This window comes from Leptolyngbya sp. FACHB-261 (assembly GCF_014696065.1).
Classification (GTDB): domain Bacteria; phylum Cyanobacteriota; class Cyanobacteriia; order FACHB-261; family FACHB-261; genus FACHB-261.
The window spans coordinates 129,080-151,440 of sequence record NZ_JACJPL010000028.1 but is presented as its reverse complement, the minus strand read 5'-3'; the positions used below and the strand labels follow the sequence as shown (position 1 = coordinate 151,440).

Annotated in this window: 9 protein-coding genes; 3 read left to right on the top strand and 6 right to left on the bottom strand. The window is 55.6% G+C overall.

Annotated elements, in window-relative coordinates; genetic code table 11:
• Nucleotides 1-110 precede the first annotated feature (110 nt).
• Entirely contained in the window at nucleotides 111-257 is a 147-nt protein-coding gene (locus H6F94_RS24510) for a hypothetical protein (protein WP_190804904.1), read from the top strand.
• A 148-nt stretch (nucleotides 258-405) separates the two neighbouring features.
• Nucleotides 406-987, top strand: a complete 582-nt coding sequence (locus tag H6F94_RS24505) for a DUF2087 domain-containing protein (protein WP_190804903.1) — start codon at nucleotides 406-408, stop codon at nucleotides 985-987.
• A 42-nt stretch (nucleotides 988-1,029) separates the two neighbouring features.
• On the opposite strand, the gene H6F94_RS24500 is transcribed toward H6F94_RS24505, so the two are convergent.
• The 4 genes from H6F94_RS24500 to H6F94_RS24485 form a co-directional block, all read right to left on the bottom strand.
• Nucleotides 1,030-1,230: a hypothetical protein gene (locus tag H6F94_RS24500; RefSeq protein WP_190804902.1), complete on the bottom strand. Its 201-nt coding sequence runs from the start codon at nucleotides 1,228-1,230 to the stop codon at nucleotides 1,030-1,032.
• 129 nt (nucleotides 1,231-1,359) lie between these two features.
• Nucleotides 1,360-4,491 (bottom strand): phospholipase D-like domain-containing protein, encoded by a 3,132-nt coding sequence (locus tag H6F94_RS24495; protein WP_190804901.1) that lies wholly within the window; start codon nucleotides 4,489-4,491, stop codon nucleotides 1,360-1,362.
• Nucleotides 4,491-8,204 carry a hypothetical protein gene (locus H6F94_RS24490; RefSeq protein WP_190804900.1) on the bottom strand — a complete coding sequence of 1,238 codons (3,714 nt, stop codon included), beginning with the start codon at nucleotides 8,202-8,204 and terminating at the stop codon, nucleotides 4,491-4,493. The genes H6F94_RS24495 and H6F94_RS24490 overlap by 1 nt, the downstream gene beginning before the upstream one ends.
• Nucleotides 8,205-8,217: 13 nt before the next feature.
• A complete protein-coding gene (locus tag H6F94_RS24485; protein ID WP_190804899.1) occupies nucleotides 8,218-15,513 on the bottom strand; it encodes a hypothetical protein in 7,296 nt (2,431 codons plus the stop codon).
• Nucleotides 15,514-16,472: 959 nt separating this feature from the next.
• Here H6F94_RS24485 and H6F94_RS24480 point away from each other — a divergent pair.
• Nucleotides 16,473-16,691 carry a DUF4278 domain-containing protein gene (locus H6F94_RS24480; RefSeq protein ID WP_190804898.1) on the top strand — a complete coding sequence of 73 codons (219 nt, stop codon included), beginning with the start codon at nucleotides 16,473-16,475 and terminating at the stop codon, nucleotides 16,689-16,691.
• A 129-nt stretch (nucleotides 16,692-16,820) separates the two neighbouring features.
• On the opposite strand, the gene H6F94_RS24475 is transcribed toward H6F94_RS24480, so the two are convergent.
• Together H6F94_RS24475 and H6F94_RS24470 are read right to left on the bottom strand one after the other, a co-directional pair.
• A complete protein-coding gene (locus H6F94_RS24475) occupies nucleotides 16,821-21,269 on the bottom strand; it encodes a CHAT domain-containing protein (protein WP_190804897.1) in 4,449 nt (1,482 codons plus the stop codon).
• 36 nt (nucleotides 21,270-21,305) lie between these two features.
• On the bottom strand, nucleotides 21,306-22,343 hold the full coding sequence (locus tag H6F94_RS24470; protein WP_190804896.1) for a DUF928 domain-containing protein: 1,038 nt from the start codon (nucleotides 22,341-22,343) through the stop codon (nucleotides 21,306-21,308).
• Nucleotides 22,344-22,361 lie beyond the last annotated feature (18 nt).

Here is a 22,361-nt window from a genome sequence, read left to right as displayed (position 1 = left end):
CAAATCACTTCTTATCTTTGACTCAATCAAGCCCAAAATTAACCTCCTCGCGTTTTTCTGAGTTGCTATTATCCATACTGAAACTAAGCTTGCAGAAGTTGGCTCAAGGCATGGTTCAAAGCCCCGAATTGCAGGTTTGGCAAGAGAGAAACGGTTGCTGGCAGATTTACGATCCGACCACTCAAGCACACCATCAATTGAATTCAGAAGACGAAGCCAGAGCTTGGCTCGACCGACGTTCGCATTTCAGACGGTAACTGCACTGTGTGAACAGCCACTCTCAAAACAGCTACCGAACCCTGCCAACAGTTCCTTAACAGGGGCAACTTGGCTGATTCTCCTCTACCTTGGCCTATCTAATTCGATATACTTCTAATTAGATACCTGTCTAAGTAGGGAGCCCGTGTGGAAAACCAAGAATTGCAGACCCTGCTGAGCTTCTTTAAGGCCCTGGCTAACGAGAGCCGCCTCAAGCTGCTTGGCCTACTCGCCAACCGTGAGTGCAGTGTGGAAGAACTGGCAACCTTGCTGGAGTTGCGAGAGCCAACCATCTCTCATCACTTGGCCAAGCTCAAGGAATTGAAGCTGGTCAAGATGCGCCCTGAGGGCAACACTCACTGGTACCAGCTGAATACAGAGGCCCTGACACAGCTCAACCAGATCGTCTTTTCCCCAGCTCAACTTGCCTCCCTAGTCACAGAAGTGGAGGGTCAAGCTTGGGAGCGCAAGATCCTCAGTAACTTCCTAGAGGAGGGGCGACTCAAAGAGATTCCCGCTAGCCGCAAGAAGCGCTGGGTGATTCTGAAATGGCTCGTGGGCCAATTTGAGGAGGGGGTGGATTATCCAGAGCGCAGCGTCAACGAGATTTTGCAACGACGCCACCCAGACTGTGCAACTCTGCGCCGCGAGTTGATCGGCTACCAGTTTATGCAACGACAGCAAGGCATTTACCGTCGTTTGCCCGAGGAAACTTGGCAGATTGCCTAGTTCTCTGCCTAGTTTTTCGTTTAGTTTTGATGGACAGGCAATTTATAGACCCAACACAAGCCTGAGCTGCTCGATGCAGCCTATTTCGTCGAGATCAATGTTTTGATCTTGAAGTTCTCGCTCGAAGAGTTGAAGCAGGAGCACCAGCAGATCTTCTGTCTCGCAGTTGAGGGCTTGAGCTGATTCGAACAGGCGGGAAGCCAGCCCAGAAGGTTGCTCGTCGGTTGACTCCGATTGGTTCATCAAGTGGCTAATTGATCAACATGTTCTGGCTGGACCAACTGACATGGCCAACCAAAGAATAGAGCCTCTGCCTCTCAACTGTATTGCTCAATTTTTGCAGTTTTTTTGCAGTTACTGTTGCAGCCAATATCAACCCTCCAACAGCAGAGTCTTAAACAGATTCAGAAGATTACTGCCGTCTTCATCGACGCCATCCGGGTCTACAACATCTGCACTCTGTTCAATGACATTGGTATCGGTTGGGCCTGCCCAAATCGGGCTACAACGTCCTAGCCCGCCTTGCTGTAATAAATCAGCAAGCGTATCGAAGGCGGCCTCTGGTTGCGCCAGCCTTGTCCAGATGGCCGAAGTCACTGCTGGTGAACCGGGGACATCAACGCCTAACTTGGCAGCCATTAACTCCTGACGGAAGCGAGTTATCCCACTCGAATAGCCGTTGGCCATTGTGCGATCGAGGCTGACGACATCCACCGCTCCATCGAAGGTCATGCCCCGCCGACGAAAATGGCTGGTGCCAACTAGACACCAAATGTCATCAACAATCACCACAGTCGAGCGAATCGCTGTAGGACGTCCCGGAAAGCCAATCGGATGAAAGGCTGCAACCCGGTTACGATCTTGAGTAATCAGCTGCTGAATGGCGTCCTTGCGATGCTTCAATGCAGCTCTCACCCAAGGGGCTTTCTCTGCGGCGAAATCAGGTACACGCGGCACACAGATCATCACTTTGAGCCGGGGGTTGGCTGCCAACTGCTGACGAATGGCTTCGACCAGATCCACCTCATGCGGTTTGGGTGTGCCGCTGGGTCGGGCTGTGCGAGCAAAGGTCGGGCTCTCGATGTAGATGAACTCCCGTGCTTGCCCAATCGCCCGATGCAGTGCCCAGAGAGCATCTCGCTGACCAAACTTAGCTGTGACAACCTCTCGCTGTAGCTTGCGTCGCAGTTCATCTTCGTTAGCAACACTGAAGGTTGGCGCTGGCAAGCCAAGGGCATCAGCGAGGTTATTGACCACCGTCTGAATCGAATCGGTTGGCTGGGGAATCGGGATACCTGGAAGCGCTAATTCAGGTGTGTCGCAAAAGGCGGCTACTGTCTCCAGCATTGCCGCTGAGACGGTGCCACTGCTGTCCGGACCCGGCTCATCCCAGTTGTCGCCACCGCTGCTTACGAGCCAACCGAGCGACTCAGCACTGACTGGCAAAATTGGCTGGGCTCGCTTCAGTGCGTGCAGCGCCAAATCATAGGCCAGTTGCCCCTCGCAACGAACGCCCGCTGCATGGACATCCGGCCCAGCGGGATTGCCAGGATTGCCGAGGTCAGGACGAGCCACCCGGCTCTCCCAAGTCCAACGCGCGCCACTCAACACAGCCTTCCAACTCAATTGCTGGTCTGGTGTGACTGAAGTTCCAAGGGCCAGGATGGTTTCAAACCGGGCTTGGGTCGGTAGCCGGGGTCCTTGACGCGGCTGCTCCTCGCTTGCCAACTGCCGAACTAAAGCAGCAATGCTGCCTGGAGTGCCGCCGGGTGGTGTTACGGGGCGCGGCAACCCAAACAGCGGCACGGGTGCAATTGATAGCGTGTTGAGGCTCGAAAACAACGTTGTCAGCGGGGGCGTATTCAGGAGCGCGTCACCATCAAAGGCTGCGAGGGAGACATCCCAGACTTCAGGTGGATCGCTGAGTGTCACAGCCACTACCGAGAACAGGCGCCGCTGACCCATACGGCTGGTGACCACTATGTCCACTTCGAGTTTGGCTGGATTGGGTTTGGTTCCAGATGGGGCCAGACCGAACGGATCCACCAGCAAAATCCGGGTCGCGGTACCTGCCACTGCCAGCGCTGCACCGCCATCACCCCGTACAAAAGAGGGCTGCTCGCCGATGGCCTGGATCTCGACAAAGCGGCGCGGGAATATGCGTACATAAGCACCGTCCGGCACGGCATTCGCCAGGATGGTCAGAACCACATCGAAATCGGCACTCTCGCTATCAGCAGGGCTACGCCAGTGGCCGCTGAGACCGTTGGTCGGATCTGTGGCTGCGCTGAGAGCTGTTTTGGTATTGGGGAGTGGAAAGGCTGGCCAATGACCGATGCCCCCGGTCCCTGGCGGCACGGCTAGCTCGGGGGTAATGACTGGCGATACGGCTAGGGCAAACATCCCAGCCCCACCCCCCGGCGGAAAGCCCGTGGCGATTTCTGCCGCTGCACCCAGCACATCCATGCCATCTACTAGGTAGTCAAAGTTGGGGACGGATTGACGAACCTTGGGCAGGGCAAAGTCAGGAATTTTATCGTCATTGCTTCGGTTGCCCAGCAGATGCCAATTGAGGTCTACCGCCATGACCCGGAAGAACTGCCGTGCCAAATTTACGCCTGCCGGTAAGTCTGGCGGAACCAGGACCGTACGAGCCAAGGTGCCACTGGTGGCCCAACCCCACTGCAAGGGCTTCTCAGAATCAGCAGCTTCATCGTTGGCAGACCGGCCTAAGCGCTGACCTGCAGCTAGATCCACTAGACCGCTGTTGGCAACCGCTGCGATTTCAACATTTGATGCATCAACTACCTTGAGCCGAGCCAACTCACGACTCGGCGCATAAGCCCAACCATGTGGATCGATTACGTGGCAACGGACTCCCGAGGCCAAGGAGACAATGCCATCCAGCCCGCCTGGGTCCGCCACAGTTGCTGCAGAGTCTTGGCTCATGCGTAGCGCTGGTCGCCAAGTAATCAGATCACTGAACATGGCGGCAACGGCAATCGGGTCAATGGGTAAGCCCCGGCCATCGTGGAAGGAAACCGTCAGACTGCCTCCCAAACCGAGCGGCTCACCCGCCAGGTACCATTCCGGAACTGGGACTGGGGCAGGCAGCGTAATCCCCCGGATGATTATCGCAACAGGCACAGGCCGAATGACCGGAGCGCCATACCGCACCGCCACAAGTCTCTCAAGCCGTCGCGCGGCCTCAGGATGGAGGCGCAGCACGGCAACAGGGCCTGATAGGGAAGCGCCATCAGCGCCGCTCCAGATGGTTGGCGCCGACACGAAGGTGCGGATGGCTCGAAACGGCGCTCTGACTCCGGTCAGGTTGAGCGTTAAATTGTCAGCGTCGTAATCGCTGGCCGCTACCGGGGTTGCAGTTGCCCAAGCTGGGCTCAAAGTAGGGACGGTGAGGCCTAGCGCGTCTAGTCCTTCAGACTGAAGCTCATTGGCTGCCCCTGTAGGAGTCAGCACAGTCTGGGGCGGAATGATATTGACCATTACTGCAAGCTCCTCCGGACACTCTTGGTACGCCCATCCGGCGCTTCTAAAACAACGGTTATCTGGCCTGACGAGCCGCGCAGGAACACGGTAATCCGGGTTGAGCTGCCAGCAAGCTTGGTGCGTCGCACTGGGATGGGCTTGGCCTCGTTAAATGCGTCCTCACCCGCTGATGCCAGAGGAATCTGAGACAAGGGAAGCTCAACCCCCACCGATGGACCCCTCTGAGGCAGACGCCTGCCTGGCAACAGAATTGGCAGCAGTGGCCCAGCAGCAAAACCAACCTTGAGCAAGTAGGGCCCAATCGGTGTTGGTGCTACCGGCACCGAGGTTTCGAAGCTGAATATGAAGCCCTTGCCCAGCACCTTAGTGACCACGGGCATCTCGATCACGGGCGCTGCCAGCGGCGAACCGGCTGCAACCTCCAGGGTTTGCTCGGTGGCGCGTCCCAGTGGATCGCTCATCTGAATCCACACCTTCAGCACTTCATCAATGGAGGCGCGCTTGACTAAGATTTTGTATTGCGTGGTCCCTGGTGCGGCTCCCGCTTGCCGCCAGAGCCCCCCTATCTCAGGAGCTGGTTGCGTTGTGGGGATTTTCTCCAGCGTGTTATCCAGAGAGCTGTTGGAGGCGATCACCGGATAGGCGTATAACGGCTGCAACGACCCGTCTGGTCGGGCTGCGCGCACGTCTACCTTAAGCCGGTGTGGACCCAGTGGTGTTTCGTTAATTGGAGCCTCACTAGTCACGGTGAGCAAAATATCGCTGAGCGCACCGCCCGGCCAGGTACTGCTGATCGCTGACAGTTGGGGTGCCGTTGAGGTCGGGATCACCACCTCCTGCGCTGCGCTCGGCAATGACCGTCCCCCGTAGATGCCTCTAGTCAGATCATCACCAGACCAAGCTACCGCTCGATAGAAGACGCGCTTCCACGAACCTTCAGGGCTGTCACTGCCTTTGATGGTGCCAATCGGTTGGGCTTCTCCCGGTCCTGTACCAGGTGTAGCAGTAACCTCCCAGGGCGGCGCAGAACCACTGAGCTTGGCAATGGGTGGCCCCATGGTGTCCAGGCTCAGCGAAGCCTCTGGCACGCGCACTCGGTGTAGGTCAATCCGGCTAACAGTCGCGCCGGAACGGGTCTGGATGCGGAGGGCCGCTCGGTAGACGTGAGGATCGACCGTTTTGTCCAGGATCCGGGATACCTCCAGAGTTGGCGGTGACGGAGCCGCAACTTGAGGGGCAGCGTAGGCAATTGGGCGCCGGCGTCGGTCTGGATCGCTGGCATCTGGCCAGGCGGATTCGATTTGACTGGCACTGACCCCCAGTATCACGTATAGATGGATCTCCTTTGAGCCGCGTGGCAGGGTGATTTGGGTGCTCGTCCCGGTGAGGGGCTGATCGTTAAGGCGAGTGAACGAGCGGCGCGAAGGCCCTTGGTCCGGCGTTGGCTGAGCCGCAAAGGCATCACGCAAAGCGACTAAACGTTGGGAGAGAGTTTCACTGAGGTTGGGGTCAGCCAGTCCCCGATCCACCCGCAGCTTAGTTTCGGTCGTTGTATAGATAAAGTAGCCAACTGCGCCAGCTACACTGTCCCAGGCCAAACGCGCATGGTGTTCGCCACTGGCGTCTGCCATGCTCGCCAGCAGGACATCTTCGTGCTGAATGTTGAGCACTGGGGGTCGTGGATCGGAGGCAGACACAATCGACGGCTGTGCTGACCAGGGACCCAATCGCTGTGGTAGCCGGTTTTCTTGTCCCCTGGCCCAGAGCGCCAAGCCAATGTGTCCGGTTGAGGCGAAGTCCAACTCAAAGCTGATGGTGATGCGATAGCGACGCGGGCCTGCCAAAGTAGGGGGATTGGGCACAATGTTCTTGCCGTCGTCTGACAAATACTCAATCGTGCCGCCTGGATCCGGCGTTCCTACGTTGCCACCAGAAAAGGTGATTTTGAACGATGGACTCGCTAGATCCACTAGAGACTTCGGCAATCGGTTGGGCAGCGAGATGTCGGCAGGTGCAACCCCTCGTTTGGCCTGAGGATAGAGACGACCAACCAACTCTAGCTGCTGAGGTGAACGCACCTTCCAGTCCCAGGTAAGCTCAACAACTAGCTGAGCCTGGCAGGCTGAGCCACTAGCCGGAGCGGTGACCTCAAACCGGGACGACAGGATCGCAACAGACTGCGCGGCTGGCTCGCTGATTTGGTGTCCAGTTGTGGCCCAACTGCTCCACAGACCAAAGAGATCCTGATGGGCCAGGCCATAGCGCAAGCCATTCGGGCTAGGTGTGCTAGCGATGTCGTACGTTTCGTCCAGGGCCTGCAAGCGGCCAAGCGTCTGCTCCTGCTCCAAGCTGGTAGTGGCACTGATCGGCTGGAGCGCAGAGTCGAAGGGGCGTTTGCCCATCAGGGCGACCACTCCTCCTGAGGGGGCTTGTTGGCTGCGGGCCATAGCGTAACTACCAACCCGGAACGGCAGGGTATCTGGAATTTTGTCCCAACCCAGCCGGATCACTCCCTGCCACGGCTGGTCCAGCGCTGCGGGAGATTTATGACCATCACCAGCGGCGCTGAGGTTGGCAGGCGTTGGGGGAGTGGTTGCTAGTCGTGGCGAGAACAGGATCGCAGCGTACTCAATAGGAGCCGATTTGCCATCTGCGCCTCGCTCATATCGAGCTGTGACCATATAGTCACAGTCGCTGCGGGATGGGTTGTCGAAGAGCTTACGGTCAGATATGGAGATGGGCGGGAGATCAATATCGTCGAAAGCGGTACCGAAGCCGGCAATCAGAGACAGCAACGGGTCGGTTGAGGCGCCAAACAGCAGCGTACTCATCGGTTTGAATCGCGTTGTTGCTGGATCACCGCCTCCCGGTGGCGGCAGCTGATTTTGCAACTCGAAGCTGTTGTGCTGGTTGGGGGGCCGCGAGGTGATCATCTGCTTGAGTGGCCCCAGCAGGTTGTTCCGCAACGTTTGGATGATCGCTGCAGGGTTTGCCAGTTGCCAGGGCGGTGCAGGCGTAGTGCCTTCCAGCACTGCCTCCCAGCCATAGAGCGGAGCGCCCCGACGATAGCGGTCGAGCGCGGCAGCCGGGGGTTGAATCAAGGCGCCTTGCATGCCTTGGAGCGCGCCGAGGTTGAACACACCGGCCCAATCTGCGGTTACCGGCAAGCCAACCTGCTCGACCAGCTGCCAGGAAGGGTCATCAGCCACCTTGTCGCTGATACCGACCAGATTTTGCAGATCGGCGTTGGCCATTACCACTAGGCATTGGATTGCTGGACCACTGAACTTCGCTTCTTGGCTTCCAGTCAGTAGGGTCTGAAGGTCCACTGCTGCCGAAGCAAAGGGAGCGCCTGCATAAGCAACCACAGAAGCATTGCTGCCCGAGACCTGAAAGCGCGCCCGGATAAAGACCTGCGGCTCATCCCACTTGATCACTCGGAAGCCAAAGCTCGTGTTGAGAATCTCCGGCGTGATCGCTTTCTCCAGTTGCAGCGGTAAGGCCGGTCGCCGCCAGACCTTAAAGGGTTCGGTGGGGTAACCCAGCTCAGGGTGAACCAACCAGCGCAGCTGAACGATTTTGGTTGAGATCTGGCGCTGCCTGGCTAATTGTTCGGCACGAGGTTCATTCAGGTGGCGCCGTCGTACAGCGGCCCAGTCAATCAAGGTGCCTAGAAGAACGAAGCGGTCCGGATCGATGATGCGTGTCATGTCGATTCCTCCCTCATTCTTCCCACGGCGCTTGCGTGAAGGTGATATCCACCACCGTCAGCCGCTGCTCGGGACTGTCTAAATACGCTTCTGTAAAGGCCGGCTCGACCAGATCGAGCTGGAGCCGCTGTCCGCGGCTGTTGGCTGCCAATACGATCAGAGATCGTTGCAGACCCGGAGCGCGGATTAAGCCCTGCGCGGCAATGGCAGACTCAGTTCCTGGCTTAGGTGCTAATTTCAGCCAGTCTTTGTCTGTGAAGGCCCAACGCTCAGACGGGATAGGACCTGTATCGTCGGGAATTTTGTCTGGGTAGGGCTGCGACCGCCACAGCGGCTCGGGGGCATCGACTAGCACTGCCGTTGGCTGCGGCAGATTGTCCCCGATCTGCTCCCAGAACACGATGACACGAGGCCGATCGGGGACAGGCATGGCCTCCAAGCCTTGAGCCCGCATCTGTTCATCGAGTTCAGCACCCTGCGGGTCACGACCGGCAAAGAAGGTCCGGATTGCCGTCATGCCGCCAGCTGCAACCGAACGATGCGACACCAGAACTGCCTGTAGAGAGGCTGAGAAATCAGAGAAGGTGCCGTAAGCGCCTGTGGAGAAGTGCCGACGATAGACCCGTGGCCCGGTCGCCGTTTCAGATGCGCCCAAATCCACCATCTCCACATCTAGGATGTAGTCGGTGTAGGGATCTAGCGGAATAGGCACCGTGACTGTGCTTTGCCGCGAGCGATTTTCATCAATAGGGATGCAGTGTCCCCTAGTTTGCGGCGGGCGATTTTCATTGAGGGGGATGCGCGGTTCCGTCAGCACCTCGACCAGAGTTTCCTCCCAGGGCGACAAAATCTCGGCCTTGGCTGGCTTGAGCGTCACTGAATTGATCGGGAACGGGTGCGGCACAGTGGGTTTGCTTTGAGGATGATGGGCCGAGGCTGCCTGGAGTCGGATGCGCAATTCCTTGCCATAGGCGGCATAGAGCCGGTCCACATCATGAGTGTTGAAGATCAGACGCAAGGGTTCGGCACCAAATACGCAGGTTTCACCCTCATTTGGCAGCGTCATCAGCATCCAAGCATCGAGACGGAGTGGCGCCTGGTCATCGGTTTTGAACCAGAACGTCTGGCTATCAGATGCGGTGCCGCCACTCTTGCTTTTACCGGTCCAAGTTGCGCTGACTTTGTACAGGGCTCCCGGATACAGGAAGGCATTTTCGGTGCTGGCGGGTCCAAGTACAGAGGTGATCACTTCGCGTTCTTTCTTGATTTGGGTTTCGTCCCACTCTGCTCGTGCTACTTCCGAGAGGCGCAAGCTTTCGATTGCAGCCAGGAAATAGGCTGGCACAAGCTGAGATTTCGGTACTGCAACCATGCCGGCAACTATTCCTGGTCCTGAGGCTATGCCTGGCTGGCTTGGCCTGGGTAGAACCCCGATTTCGATCCGGTCAGCTTTTTCACCTGCGGGGATGGTGAGTAGCACCGGCAGGGTGCCCTGTGCCGTTGGATAGTCAGACCAGGCCAGCAGCTCAGCGATGTCATCTGCCCAAGGCCCGGTAGCAGAAGCCCAACGAGCAGGTAGGGGCTTCAGTGGGATTCGGTCTTCTAGGCTGGCGGCAACCCGCAGCAGCTCGTTGCCATCGGCATCAAGCGTACGGACGATCAATCGCCTGCTACCCAAAAGTTCTCGCCGCGTGAACAACAGGAGCGTGGTGGCCTTGAAGGGGCCAGTGTGCAGGACGACGACATCATCCAGAGGGCCATGGCTCACACCAGCCTGCTCTAGCGCCTTAGCAACGGCCGCTGTTTTCTGAGGATTGCCAAAAACGATAATGCGGCCATCGTCGAAGATTGGTGACTCCAGAAGCCGCACTTCACAGTTCTTACCACCCGGTTGCGTGGAGACGGCCCCAATGCCGCTAGTGGTTGCGGTCGTCTGGATCAGCTGTGCCCGGGTAACGGTTTCTCCGCGTTCCAGGCGACCCAGCACTGTAGCAAGATTGATGGTGGCTGCTAGCGGCTCAAACCTGGCTGCTTTCGCATACAGTCGAGGCGTGATACGGAAGGGCTGCTGAGCTGGTTGTCGCGCTAGCCGAGCGAGTACCGGATCGGTTGGGCCAACCAAGCTACCCACTGTTGGTGTGCGCTTGAAGGCGACTGGACCGCGTCCACCTACCACCACAGTAGGTCGAGTCGTGGGTTGCGTGGTTGGCTGGGTCGTGGGCTGGGTCGTCGGTTGCGTGGTGGGAGGCTGGGTACTGGGTTGATAGCAACGCACCAGACCACCCACGACTAGGGCTGGGACGATGCCGCGCAAATTATCGAGCTTAGCCTGACCTGAGCGCCAGCGCTCAGTCACCTTGAAAGCAGTGTCGGGTTCGCTCGAGCGCTTAGTTTGAGGTGGGTCAGGCCAAGCGACTCCTTCTAAATCCCAGCCCACAACCGAGGCTCCCAGTCGCTCAAATCGGAAGGTCCAGAGTACCGAAGTGGGCGGAGCTGCATCGTCGCAGATGCGACCCCAGCGGTCTTCAATCGACTCCTTGAGGACCTCGCTCTTTTCGATTGCCTTAGGTGCAGGCGTCGGTTCCCAGGTCAGCAGAGCTAACTGTGCGGTCGCGTTAGGCTCGGTGGCTTCTTTGAGCGTCCACCAAGTGGCTGGTGTGCCACTGCCGATCACCGCCGGTCCCGCGGGTTCGATTCGCTCCAAGCTGACGCTAGTCAGTTCGTAGTGATACTCTTCCGAGCCGCGCGGCACATAGCCACTAGCCGGTAGCCCTGAAGAACCCTGGACCGCAGTGCCGAGGAAAGTTAGCCCCTCAGCTTTGGGCGGCATCACCAACGACAGGATCGGAATCGAGTCGATGGGCACGCTAATCAGGTCTGGATCATCGAAGGCTGGCTGGGCATCGCGTTCCAGACCGTCCCCAAGGCTGGTGTCCACGGGGCGATCGACCCCAGTGCCAAGCAGTAAGGCTGGTGAGCGACTCTTAACCGATAGCTTCTTGACCAACTGCGGCAGCGGTGGCTTGTCAAGGGCAGGGCTGTTGATCTCGATCGTGACGCAGCCCTCGATCTCAAAGAAGAAGAAATCAACGTGGCCACAGGCTTCACCCTTGATGTAGGCCCGAACATTGCCGTCTGTGCCGTCTGTAGTCTCCCGGACAATCACGGTTAGCTTGGCGTGGGCGCCGATTGAGATGATGAACAGCCGCAGTTCACCACTCACCTCAAACACACCGCCCAGCAGGAACGGATCGAAGCCAATGACGGCATCCATGCTGCCGCCGATGCGTAGGTAAAGGCCGATACTGACATCGCCCCAGACAAAGGAGGCTGCCGCCCCAAGGCCGATGGCGAACCCTTCAACTTCTGGCAAGCCCTTGTAGGCATCCAAGCCGTTGCCTTTGAACATTAAGTAGCCGGTGCCACTCACGAGGTCGAGGACGTTGACCTCAATGGGATTAGAGCGTTCGCCCAAATAAATGTGCCAATTCGCTGGGTTGCCGAAGGGGAAGAACGCCTCAATCGGCACGCGGATTTTGATCAGGCTCTCGATGTTGTATTCGGCTAGGATGCCGATCAAGAAATGCTCTGGCGTGATCTCGATGACTGCCAGGATGCCTGCCGTCGCGCCCAAGCCATCCAAGCTAGGCGGCGGTGTGAGGATGCGGGCGTTCATCAAAATTAGGACGCGTGGCCCCGGCAGTTCCAGCAGGAAGGTGCCGTCGAGGTTCATGAGCACCCCGCCTTCCATCGTGCCGATCAATACCCCAATGCCGAACGACCAGCGGTCGATCTTGGGCGTCCAGAGTCTGAGGCTGCTGTCAGGCTTGGTCAGGAAGTGCGGCTTTCCGCCGGTTTCAGCGAGCCAAGCCAGAGCCGGAATGCTACTGCCCGAGCCAATGGCTGGGTTGCGCTCGTAGTGCATACCGAAGATGCCCCGGAAGCCGAGAATGCCCAGCCCCGACGAGCCCAGCGGAATGCCGAATGGCAGGACCACATCGAGGCTGACGTAGACGCCGGTTGCAGGTCCTCCATCCTCAGCCGTGATCTGGGTAATTTCTAGAGCCGCAGCCACGCGCAGATTTACGGGTCGGATTGTAAGGTCAATTTGACCGCCAATCTTGCCCTCACCAATCTCCAGATAGCCATGGCCGACGATGGCTCCTGGCACATCGATGCGGGCGGCAAGCGCCGTTAGCTCCGGTAAACGGGGTTCGTCGAGATAGACGCGCACACGGGCTCGGTCGATGGCTACGACCCCCAAGTCGACCGCAATGCCAATATCCACCTCGAACGCGGTGGGATTGGTGCGCGAAATGCGCGCGCCCAACACCCTCAGGATCTTGTCAAAAGGCTCCGCCACCTTCAACGAGCCGTTGCGTGCCACATCAATGGTGTAGCCGCGCGCAGAGTCAAAAACCGGGCGTAGGGCGAATTGTGGTGTGCCATCGTCTCCCCGGTTGCCAAAGCGTAAGCCAATCGCCTTGTAACGTACGGCTAACGGGTGATCGCGCTCGATCTCGATCAGCACGGTGTCACCGAGCTTGATCTCTACAGACCAATCGGCCTCGACATCAAACAGTAGGAAGGCCTCTAGTTCACCGCCCCGATCGCGTTGGAGATACTCGCCGCCGAACAAGATGACCCGCTCGACCCGGAACCAGGGCAGGGCCGCAACGACACCCGGCAGCGCCAAGGCAGCGCCCGCCAGGAGGGCATCCTCAACTCGGCCCTGGTTCCCTTCGGAAACGGTGACTAGCAACGGCCAGAAGGAAATATAGGAGCCTAGCAGGGTGAGCCCAAAATCTTTGCTGGCAGGGGGCGTTTCACCGGGTAGCCAGCCGAGGGCAGCTAAGCCGTCCTTGTCGGCAGGGTCAGCCCCAATCTGGATCAGGGTGGTGACTTGACCTGTGGCATTGTCCGTTTGGGCCAGTAGCCGGATTTTAGTGATGCCATCGGCGGGGTTATCGGCTCCCAAGGGTGCGCCATTCTCAAGCGTGCGCACGTCGGGCGGTGCGTTGCTACCAAGTTCACCGGACTGGGCCAGTTTTTCTTCGGTCGCGGTCTGGATGTCGATTTCGCCCTCGATCTCGCCGGCCACCAGGGTGTTGCGGACGATGCGCACTTTGAGCTTGAGGGAGCGGAACCAATCCGGGGCCCGAGGTGGCTGTGGCGGCTCGTCTCTGATCGGAATTTCAGCTGGGACTGATGGTGTAGCTGGACGCGTAAGAACGCCATCGGCCTGCTGCTCCGGTTGGCTCAGACCGGGTGGCAGGTTGAGCGTCGCCTTCCACCAATCGCGGTCATTGGGGGCGCTGTGGGTTTTCCAATTAGCTGTCCAGGTTGCTAAGCCGCCATAGTTGCTCGGATCCCGGGGCTCTGGGTCAAGCGAGATCACGAAATTCTTGGCGGGATAGGCGTTCTGGATTAGGCGCTGGACGGTCATGGCCCGACGCCGTGCCAGTGCGTAGTTATAGTCGCGCTTGCCATCCAGCCCTTCATAGCTGGCTTCACCGCTCACGCTGAAGCTGGAGCCGGATGGGGCCAGATTGAAATAGCTGCCATAAGCCTGTAGAGGCGCTTGCGCCCCAGCATCACGGCCATCGACGCGCAAGCGGCTCTTGGCACGCAGGCTAGAGACGTTGTCTGAGGTTGCCCCGTACTGGCCCAGCGTCTCCGCTTCGCTGGCTGGCGGCACGCTCTCCGGCTCATTGAAGTAGAAAAAGAAATCTACCGAAGTGGGCACCGGGGTGCCAGGCCGTCGAGCACGCACGGTCTTGTTTTCGCCCGCTGCCACTGGGACGGCAAAGCTGGTCTGCGCTGGGCTCTCTGACTCGCCACTGCCGACCACACTCCAACAGACGGTCGGATCAATTGGGTCAGTGGTAAGCAGGACTTCGCGCTCGTTCTGAGCTGAAACAACAATGCGCAGGCTATCGGCAAGATTAACGACTAGTGCTACTGGCAGTGCCGGAGCAGGCTGTGTGCCTGGAGTCGGCAAAAGCGGCTGGGCGGTGTAGCGCTGAGCGTCGATCGTTAAAGTGGCTGTAAGCGCCGTTCCGGCAGTCGAGTCAGCAACATTGATAACAATGGTTTGCACTGTTGAGCCGCTGAGGTCGATGTTGAAGGCTCGCTGGCCGCCGCCCTGCGCCGCCCCGCCCCCCACTGCCACCGTGCAGTTGTAGGGAGCCCGACCACCCTGAATATCAACCACCATGCGGGTTTGTTCGGGGATGCGGGCGGCTGCTTGCGTCTCGCTCCTGCGTTCGATGCCGTAAGCTCGTCCAGAAAGCTCGAAGAAGCGGGCACTAATCTGAAGTGCGCCGGAGCCTTGGTTGATCAACGCAGCCTCAAAGTCGCCGGAAACTCCTGCGTGCTGGCCAAAGCCGATCAAGAGATCTTGAACGCCGACCTCAAAGGCAAAGTCGCGTGCCCCTTCTGGTGCCACAAAGAACCGGACTTCTGGCAGGTAGAGCCCACCCCAGTCATCTCCGAAGCCAAACTTTTCGGTAATCGCTGGTGGTGTGAAGCCATCTGAGAGATCCAGCACGGCTTTGCGGAAGCCGAAGCCGACCGTGCGGTCTTGCGCCCCGCCAACAAAGGCGTAAGGGGGCTCCATCGAAATCAGTTCCGCCGCACCGATCTCAGCCGGGTCATCGAGACCCGCTACCCCCACTGACACCAAATCAAAGTCCAGTAGGCTATCAACCGGATTGCCATGCGTTAGACGGAAGCGCAGCTTGGGTAGGCGAATCGCTACTTCCTGGAAGGAGGGATCCGGAATCAGCAGGCCCTCTGACGTCATCTTGGCCGGGTGTAAAAACGGCGGCCTAACGGTCGGCGCGTTCAAAATTAGATCGAGAACGAAGCCGCTGGTCGGAAAGTCAGATGGGGCAGGATCGAGCGGCAACTTATCCCAGACATCCAAGACGTCTCGGGTTGGCGTGAAGCCACCTGCGGTGATCGTATTGACGCCACTCGCAATGATGTCAGAGCCTACGCGTGGCACGAACAGCTCGAAGTCGAGCGTGGTCTCTCTCAGGTCAAAGACGGGCGAACGACGGTTGGGGTCAAACGGCGGTTCAGCCTCATCTACTGCGGCATTAACATCAAGGCGACCTGCGCCAATGTCAAGGCGCGCGCGCCCATTGAATTCGCAATGACCTCGAATGACAATACCAAACGCGTCGGAGGCAAGGTCAAATGAGGTGACTCTAATAACCGACAATGCGGCATGATTAGGCCCGAGATTTTCACCCTTGACAAGATAGGGTGAAACAAGATCTGCGAGCGCCACGTTAAACGGCATCGACGCCCCCCACTCTAAATATTAGGGAATAGTTTTGTGTTGTTCGATCTCAGCCGAGCGGCACCCTTACAACGCTCTGTATGACGGCTGACCACGCTGTTTTAGCGTGTTGAACTGGCCAATTAGTCGTATTGCAAAGACTCTTAATAGATGCAGGACTTATATGGAGAATTGCTGCATCAATAAGCAGCAATTTTAAAGACTTGTGCAATAAACTTCACCTAAGGCATATACAGATAGCGGACGACAAAGGCAAGGATAAACAAAACAGTTTTTAACCTGAATTTTCTCTAAAGATTTGGAGCAAGCCGCCGATCTAAGAAGTCTAAGGACTGATGTTGAGCGGAGATTTCTGCCAGATAGGTTTGCTCCAGCCTGCCGCGTTCATGTTCTGCTACTGGCAGCTAGAGGTTGCAGGCTCCCCTGTAGCAAAACTTCATAATCCTCAGTAGCAGCGTTTGCGGGGCTGGCTGCATAACCCGCTCAACCTGAACCTCTATATCAATAGAGAGCAATCGAGAAGAGCGCTCTCGAATCCCAGAGACATCGTACTGGGAGCCTGCACCAAAACCTTGGAGATTATCTGGAAGCAATTGCGCTCAACGAGCCCATGCTTTTCACTAGCTCATTATTAAAGGTGTGGGGCTCCACAGTCGATGAATTACAACGGTTTCTTGGAGTTAAATTATGAGTTCTTTAGTTCTTCAAACGCCTCATATTAAGATTGATTCTCTTGATTTACCTACACAACAGCCTAAGAAACACGGTTTGACTGCTAAATGGCTTTTGGTCGATGGCAAGTTGACCTGCAAGTGGTTCTTGGCTGAAAACTAACCCTTATCACTAACGCTCGTTATTCTCAATTACTGCTTAAGTTTAAAGACACTTCCACTAGATACCAGTAGTGGTTGATCAACTGGCCCCTCTCGCTCAGCTCACTAATTTTGGAGAATAGACCAATGCAACTTTCTTACCGTGGTATTGCCTACAACGCTAAGTCCTCTGTTACGACTAGCTCAGGTGAGATTATTGGTCAGTACCGAGGCGCAGCACTAAGAGCCCAACGCTTCACGGTGCCTGCAACTCATAAATTTGCCGCCTGTCTGCAGTATCGGGGAGTGGGTGCTCAGTCTAGCGCTCATGGTTCTATTTCTTCAACTCTAGCTAGCAGCTTCTAAACATTTTCTAGACAAGAGTTATCTCTCCAGCCTTCTGAATTCATATCTACGGGCTCTCTACAGGCAAAATCAATGAATGGCTACATTGGGTGCGTTAGTACTTGATTAAAGTTGCCCTGGTAAATAGATCTACCAGGGGCTACCAATCATTGTAAAAGCTGACCAGTAGTAGGGATGGGATAACTCAAGGTCTCCCAATCTAAAAAGCTCTGGGGGCAAAGGTAAGCTTCCCCCTGACCAACGCAGCTGGCGATCTTCTAAACGCACTTGTCCCCTTAGCATGGCTAGTTGTGCTTGCCTTAGCGCTTCCGCCTTAATTGGGGCTGTCCTCAACTGCTGATAAAATTCCGCAACTAATCCCGAGGCGCCTATATCGCTAACCGACCACAAACTTCCCAAGGCAGACTTGGTTCTAGCCTGAACTGCAACCCCTGCAAAGCCTAACTCTGCGTCTCGATCCCCCAAGGCTGTTCGACAGGCACTCAGGATCAGCAATTCAAGAGATTCCCGTCGGCCTACCTGTTCGAGTTGGTTCAGCCGCAGCTTTGATTCACTCCAAAGCTGAATGTAGGAATTACGCGGCGAGCCAGGTTGGAACTCCGCATGAGTTGCCAAGTGAATAATATCGAAAGGAATCTGTTGGCTTTGTGCCTTCAAATTCTCCAAGGTAAAGTCTTGGTTCAGAAAAAATCGGCCCTGCCAAGAGCCTTGCTTGATCGCAGACAGCTCCACTGGTACAGCAGGCAAGAACTCCTGATCGGTAAATTCTGACGCCCCCATCGCTAAAACCTGGGCAGCTTTCACACTGGCATAGCGAGTGTCCGTTAAGCTGAGGCTGGGCATTAGACCAACGCTGTAATTCTCAATCAGAAATCTCTGACCATCGTGCATTGCAGCTAGTGGCATAGAGCGCAAACCGACATCGGCCATGATAAAGACCAGGTTATCAATATCCTGGGCTTGCAACTCTGTGCGCAGGGGTTCAACTAGCCAACGATAGGCTTGTTGAGCTGGGCCTAAATAGGTCGTACTTCTCCTGCGAATTGGGTTTCTAATTTCGCCCTGGAACCTCTTGGTCAACTCCAATACTTTAGCGCGTGTCGCATCGGGCACTAGCTGACCCATCAACTGTCCTCGCGCTGTAACCAGCACAAGTTCTAGTCGGTCACTGCCTCGCTCTGGACGCCTGTTTTGGGGTCGAATCTGTTGCTCTATTAAGTGCCTGAGGATTGCACCTTGCGGGCCAAGTTGTCCACTGATTGGTTCTAAACTGGTCTGGCCGACTGGTGCTTTATTAGCTATCTCTTCAGGTACAAAAATTGCATAGATCACTCCCGGCTTAATTCCTGTTTCCCTTTCGATCCGGCTGAGGATTGCGCGAGCATCCCTCAGATCGAGACTGGGAACATCCCCAGGCAGATCCAAATAGTCATCAAACTGACGGGTGATTATCCGCTCAAGAGCAGCAACTGGATCAACTTCAGTAGGAAGAACATTACCAGCGAAGGAAAAATTTGAGGGAAAATCCGTGGTTGGATTGAGCCCTAAAATTGGTAATACATCACTCTGCGATGGCACTAGTGACGGTGGTGGCGATGTTGGCGGTTGCGCTTGAGTAACGATTTGAATATTGCCTTGAGTGAAGGGATCGAGGAAAGATTGAGTTGGGGCAATCGTATTTGCAGCTCCACTGGTAATCGCTCCAGCTGTACCATTAGTCGTAGCATTTCCCACAATAAATGGAGTTGAATTTGCTCCGCCCCCATGTTGAATGGTAATGGCTCCGCTGCCAGTTCCACCAGCAGTAGAGATGCTTGCAGCTATCCCATTTTGATCAGAAAAAGTTCCTGTTGCTCTGAAGAAACGGTCAGTGGTTACATCAACTCTTCCCCCTGAACCACTGGCTCCTCCGCCTGCATTGATTGAGGTAACGGTAATGTCACCTTGAGGATTAAGACTGACCGAACCACCCTCACCAGAATTAGAACTGGAGTTTATCGCTCCAGTGGTGATGTTAGTTTGAGCAGATATGTTGATTTGTCCGCCTCTGATTGCTCCTGAAGAGATGAGATCACGACTGGTAACTGTGCCTGCGGTTGCGCTGAGGGTAATATCTCCTCCATTAGCGCTGGAGCTGGAATCTAGAGGGTTTGTAATATTAAGGGTTGAACCAGTTAGGGTAATATCTCCTCCAGCCGTCTGCACAGAATTGGAAATAGTTAGCGTCCCAGGGCTAGCTAGAGAAAAATCTCCACCAGCCGTTGAAATAGAGCTGGTTAATTGAAAGTCACTGCCAAAGCGTAAGGAGAAATCTCCGCCACCCGTGTTGACACTCTCGGGTAGCACGATGTTGCTGGGCAGCTCGTTTTGTGCCAAAGAGATATCTGCGCCAGTTGAGACAATACCTGCTGACAGGTCAATGGTTCTAGGCGTATTGACAATTAACTCTCCTCCACCCATTCCTGCATTGGAACCGAGTGTAATCACACCTGTAGTGATATCCCCTTCAGAATCAAGATTAATCAGGCCACCACTACTTCCGCCTACAGATTCTAGGGTCGCAGTCGTGATGCCGTTCGGAGAATTTAAGGCAATGGCACCGCCAGTACCATTGCCACTAGTGCTAGAGCCCACTCTACCTGTGGTTCTAATAGTGCCTGCTCTACTGGTCAGGGAAATATTGCCGCCATTACCGCTGCCCGTGCCTCCGGAATTAATGGCTCCGGCAGTAAGATCATTTTGAGCATCAAGAATAATGCTCCCGCCAGTTCCACCCGAAGAGCTGTTTCCAGTATCTAATAAGCCTGTAATGTTAATAGCTCCACCACTGGAAAGGTTGATATTGCCAGCATTCCCACTGCCAGAGCCAGGTGCTTTAATTGCGTTGATAGCAGCAGGTCTATTGTTAATATCGGGGCCGCCAATAATGGTGATATTTCCATTCGCGTTCAACGTGACATCCCCAGCGTTGCCGGTAACGTTGCCAACAGAGGTTGAGTTAAGCGCGATTGCCGTTCCTTGCTCATTGGTTAGAGCATTGACTGTAATATCACCACCCGCTGACAGACGAATGGGACCACCACTACCGGTTGCCTCAGTCGATGCAGTGCTAATACTGCGAGTTGAAATGTTGGCTCCAGCTTGAAGGATCAAGGCTGAACTGCTGGTTAAGATATTAGCGTCTGGGTCAGTAGTAGGAATAGAACCAGGATTGGTATCCGGTCCCGTAATTCTAATATTGCCCCCGAACGCAATGTTTCCGCCTGCCACAACTTTAAGCGCAACCCCTGTGTAAGCACCGGCGTTGTAATCTCCACCCACGGTAATCACAGGATCGTAGAGACTGACAAAGTTGCCAGAGCCACCCGCTAAATTGAGAATTGAAAAATCACCGGCACTTGCAAAGTGAGCATCACCAGAAACATTGCCACTGCTGACTAAGCTTAAGTTGCCTCCACTTTGAAAGGGTATTTCAGGATGATTGAGTGCCAGGATATCAATGCCCTGGTTGCCTTGAATGTAGAGATTGCTGCCCGCCTGCACAAGAGACGGGTTCGCGGTGCTGTCGCGCACCCTGACCGTATCCTGAGCGAGTAGATTCAAATCTCCAGTTGTGTGCAGTTGGCTTTCGACCAAGGTTAAATTACGGGCCGCTGACAGGGTGGCAGTCCCGGCTGTAACAGCGCGTGCGACCACGTCCCCGGCTTCGACTAAGAGGCCGCCAGACCCAGCGAGGGCTACTTGGCCGTCACGACCCACAGACAGCCCTGCCACATTCTCCTCACCTCTGCCAGTTAGTAATTCAGGTAAGGATAGAACTGGTAATGTCCAGTTGCCCGGTTGATTCCCAGAAACTGGCAGTGGAATATCTAAACTCAGCAGATGTCCTGGTTGGCTCAACCGCACCAGATTTGTGCCTGGAACCGTAGTCACAACTACCTGACCTGCTGGTGCTGAGAGTTGACCCGTACTAGCAATGGTGCCGCCCAGTAGAGTTAGCGTTTGGCCAGATTGGACTTCTAGGTTGCCCGCATTGATAATTGAACCGGGCTGATTAGCTGCGAAGGCAAAGGCGCTAGGTGTGCCTATTAGCGCGGCATAATCATTAGAACCAATTGCATTGAACCAGTGCGAACCAAAGCCAATGCTGGTAGCAGTCGTTGCCGTGAAACTGGCTGGGACGTTCAGCTGAGCATTGGGGCCAAAAATAATGCCCGATGGATTCATTAGAAACAAGTTGGAGTTCCCACCCGTCACCTGAATCAGCCCATTGATCACCGAGACGTCACCACCCGTGACTCGCCCCAGAATATTGACGATATTGGGGTTTGAAAGAAAGTTGGCAATCTGACTCTCGTTCAAGCCAAACTGACTGAAACTTTGGAAGAGATTTGCCCCATCTCTCGAAAGTTGACCACCCCCAATATTGAAGCGGTTACCCTCACGATCAACTTGGGTGCCTGTGCCATCTGGAGCTGGCACGATTGCTTGTGCAAGGACGGGCTCAGCACTTCCCAATCCTCGCAAGTAAAGAATAGTGAATAGCAGACCAAGATTTTTGATAACTTTAAGCGTCACGTAGGAGTTGCATTTGAACACTGCTGCACCCCAAATTTATCTCTGGATTTTAACAGTCTGTCCAGGCGTTGATGATGTACAACAGTCAACAATTGGCTCTAATTTAAGCTCCGTCAGATCAGCATCTTGAAGCAAATTGCTCCAGGCGACGGCGAGGAACACATCTTCTGGTTCAGTTCTTCGGAATTCTGCCAAAGTGGTCAAAGCGTCAGACCATAAACCACGACGGGTATAAAAAAGAACACGTTCCCAAGGGGATACTGCAGTTCCCAGTTGGGAGCTAAGGGTTGGGTCTAAGGAGATGCGCTGACTAGTCCCAGTGACGAAAGCAGGCTCGGTCGTCCTTTCTGGGTCGTCACAATAAACCAGAAAATACCAATAGTAGCGCTTGCCAGTTTCCAGGGGAGCTTCAGTGAGTGGAAGACTGATACTGACAATACCAGGTGACTGAAATGCCTCAGGTAGCTGAGCTCGGTAAAGGTCCTGGTACTGCTCATCCTGAAGGACAAATTCCACAGAATTATTGGGCGTGGCCGAGTAAGGAATATACACCCAAAAGGTCGGATGGCTAGCAACAGTCAATGCCAAATTCGTGGAAGGAATTAAGGCGGTAAGCGGTTGGTTTACGCGAGGACAGCGCTCCCGTGTAGCTGCGGATTGTCGAAGCCCTGGAGCCCCTTGAGAGGGCAGGGCAATCAGCCTCACGCGAGTGTTGAGTAATGCATTCCAAGTTGACACATCCACTACGCCAGTTGCCTGAAGCCTGAAGCGCTGTTGAGCTTGCTTAACTGCCGTCTCGATTTGAGAATTAAAAATACCTGTGACTCGACCGTTGTAGAAGCGGTGATTGATGAGCGCAAACTGCAACCTTTGCACCAGCTGACCTCGATCTCCCCGCCTCAGAATCGGGAGGTTTGCAGCTGCTGTTTCTGGGGCTGTTGGCGGCGTAGATTGTGCCCAACTTCTCGCAGGGTTACTTGCAAGTCCGGCAAGTATGAATGCAGCCACAAGCGTTGTTTGTGCCAGGGTTATTTTTGGCAGAGATTGAGTCGTCAGTTGTTGTTGCCAAGACATTGCTCGCACTCCAAATTC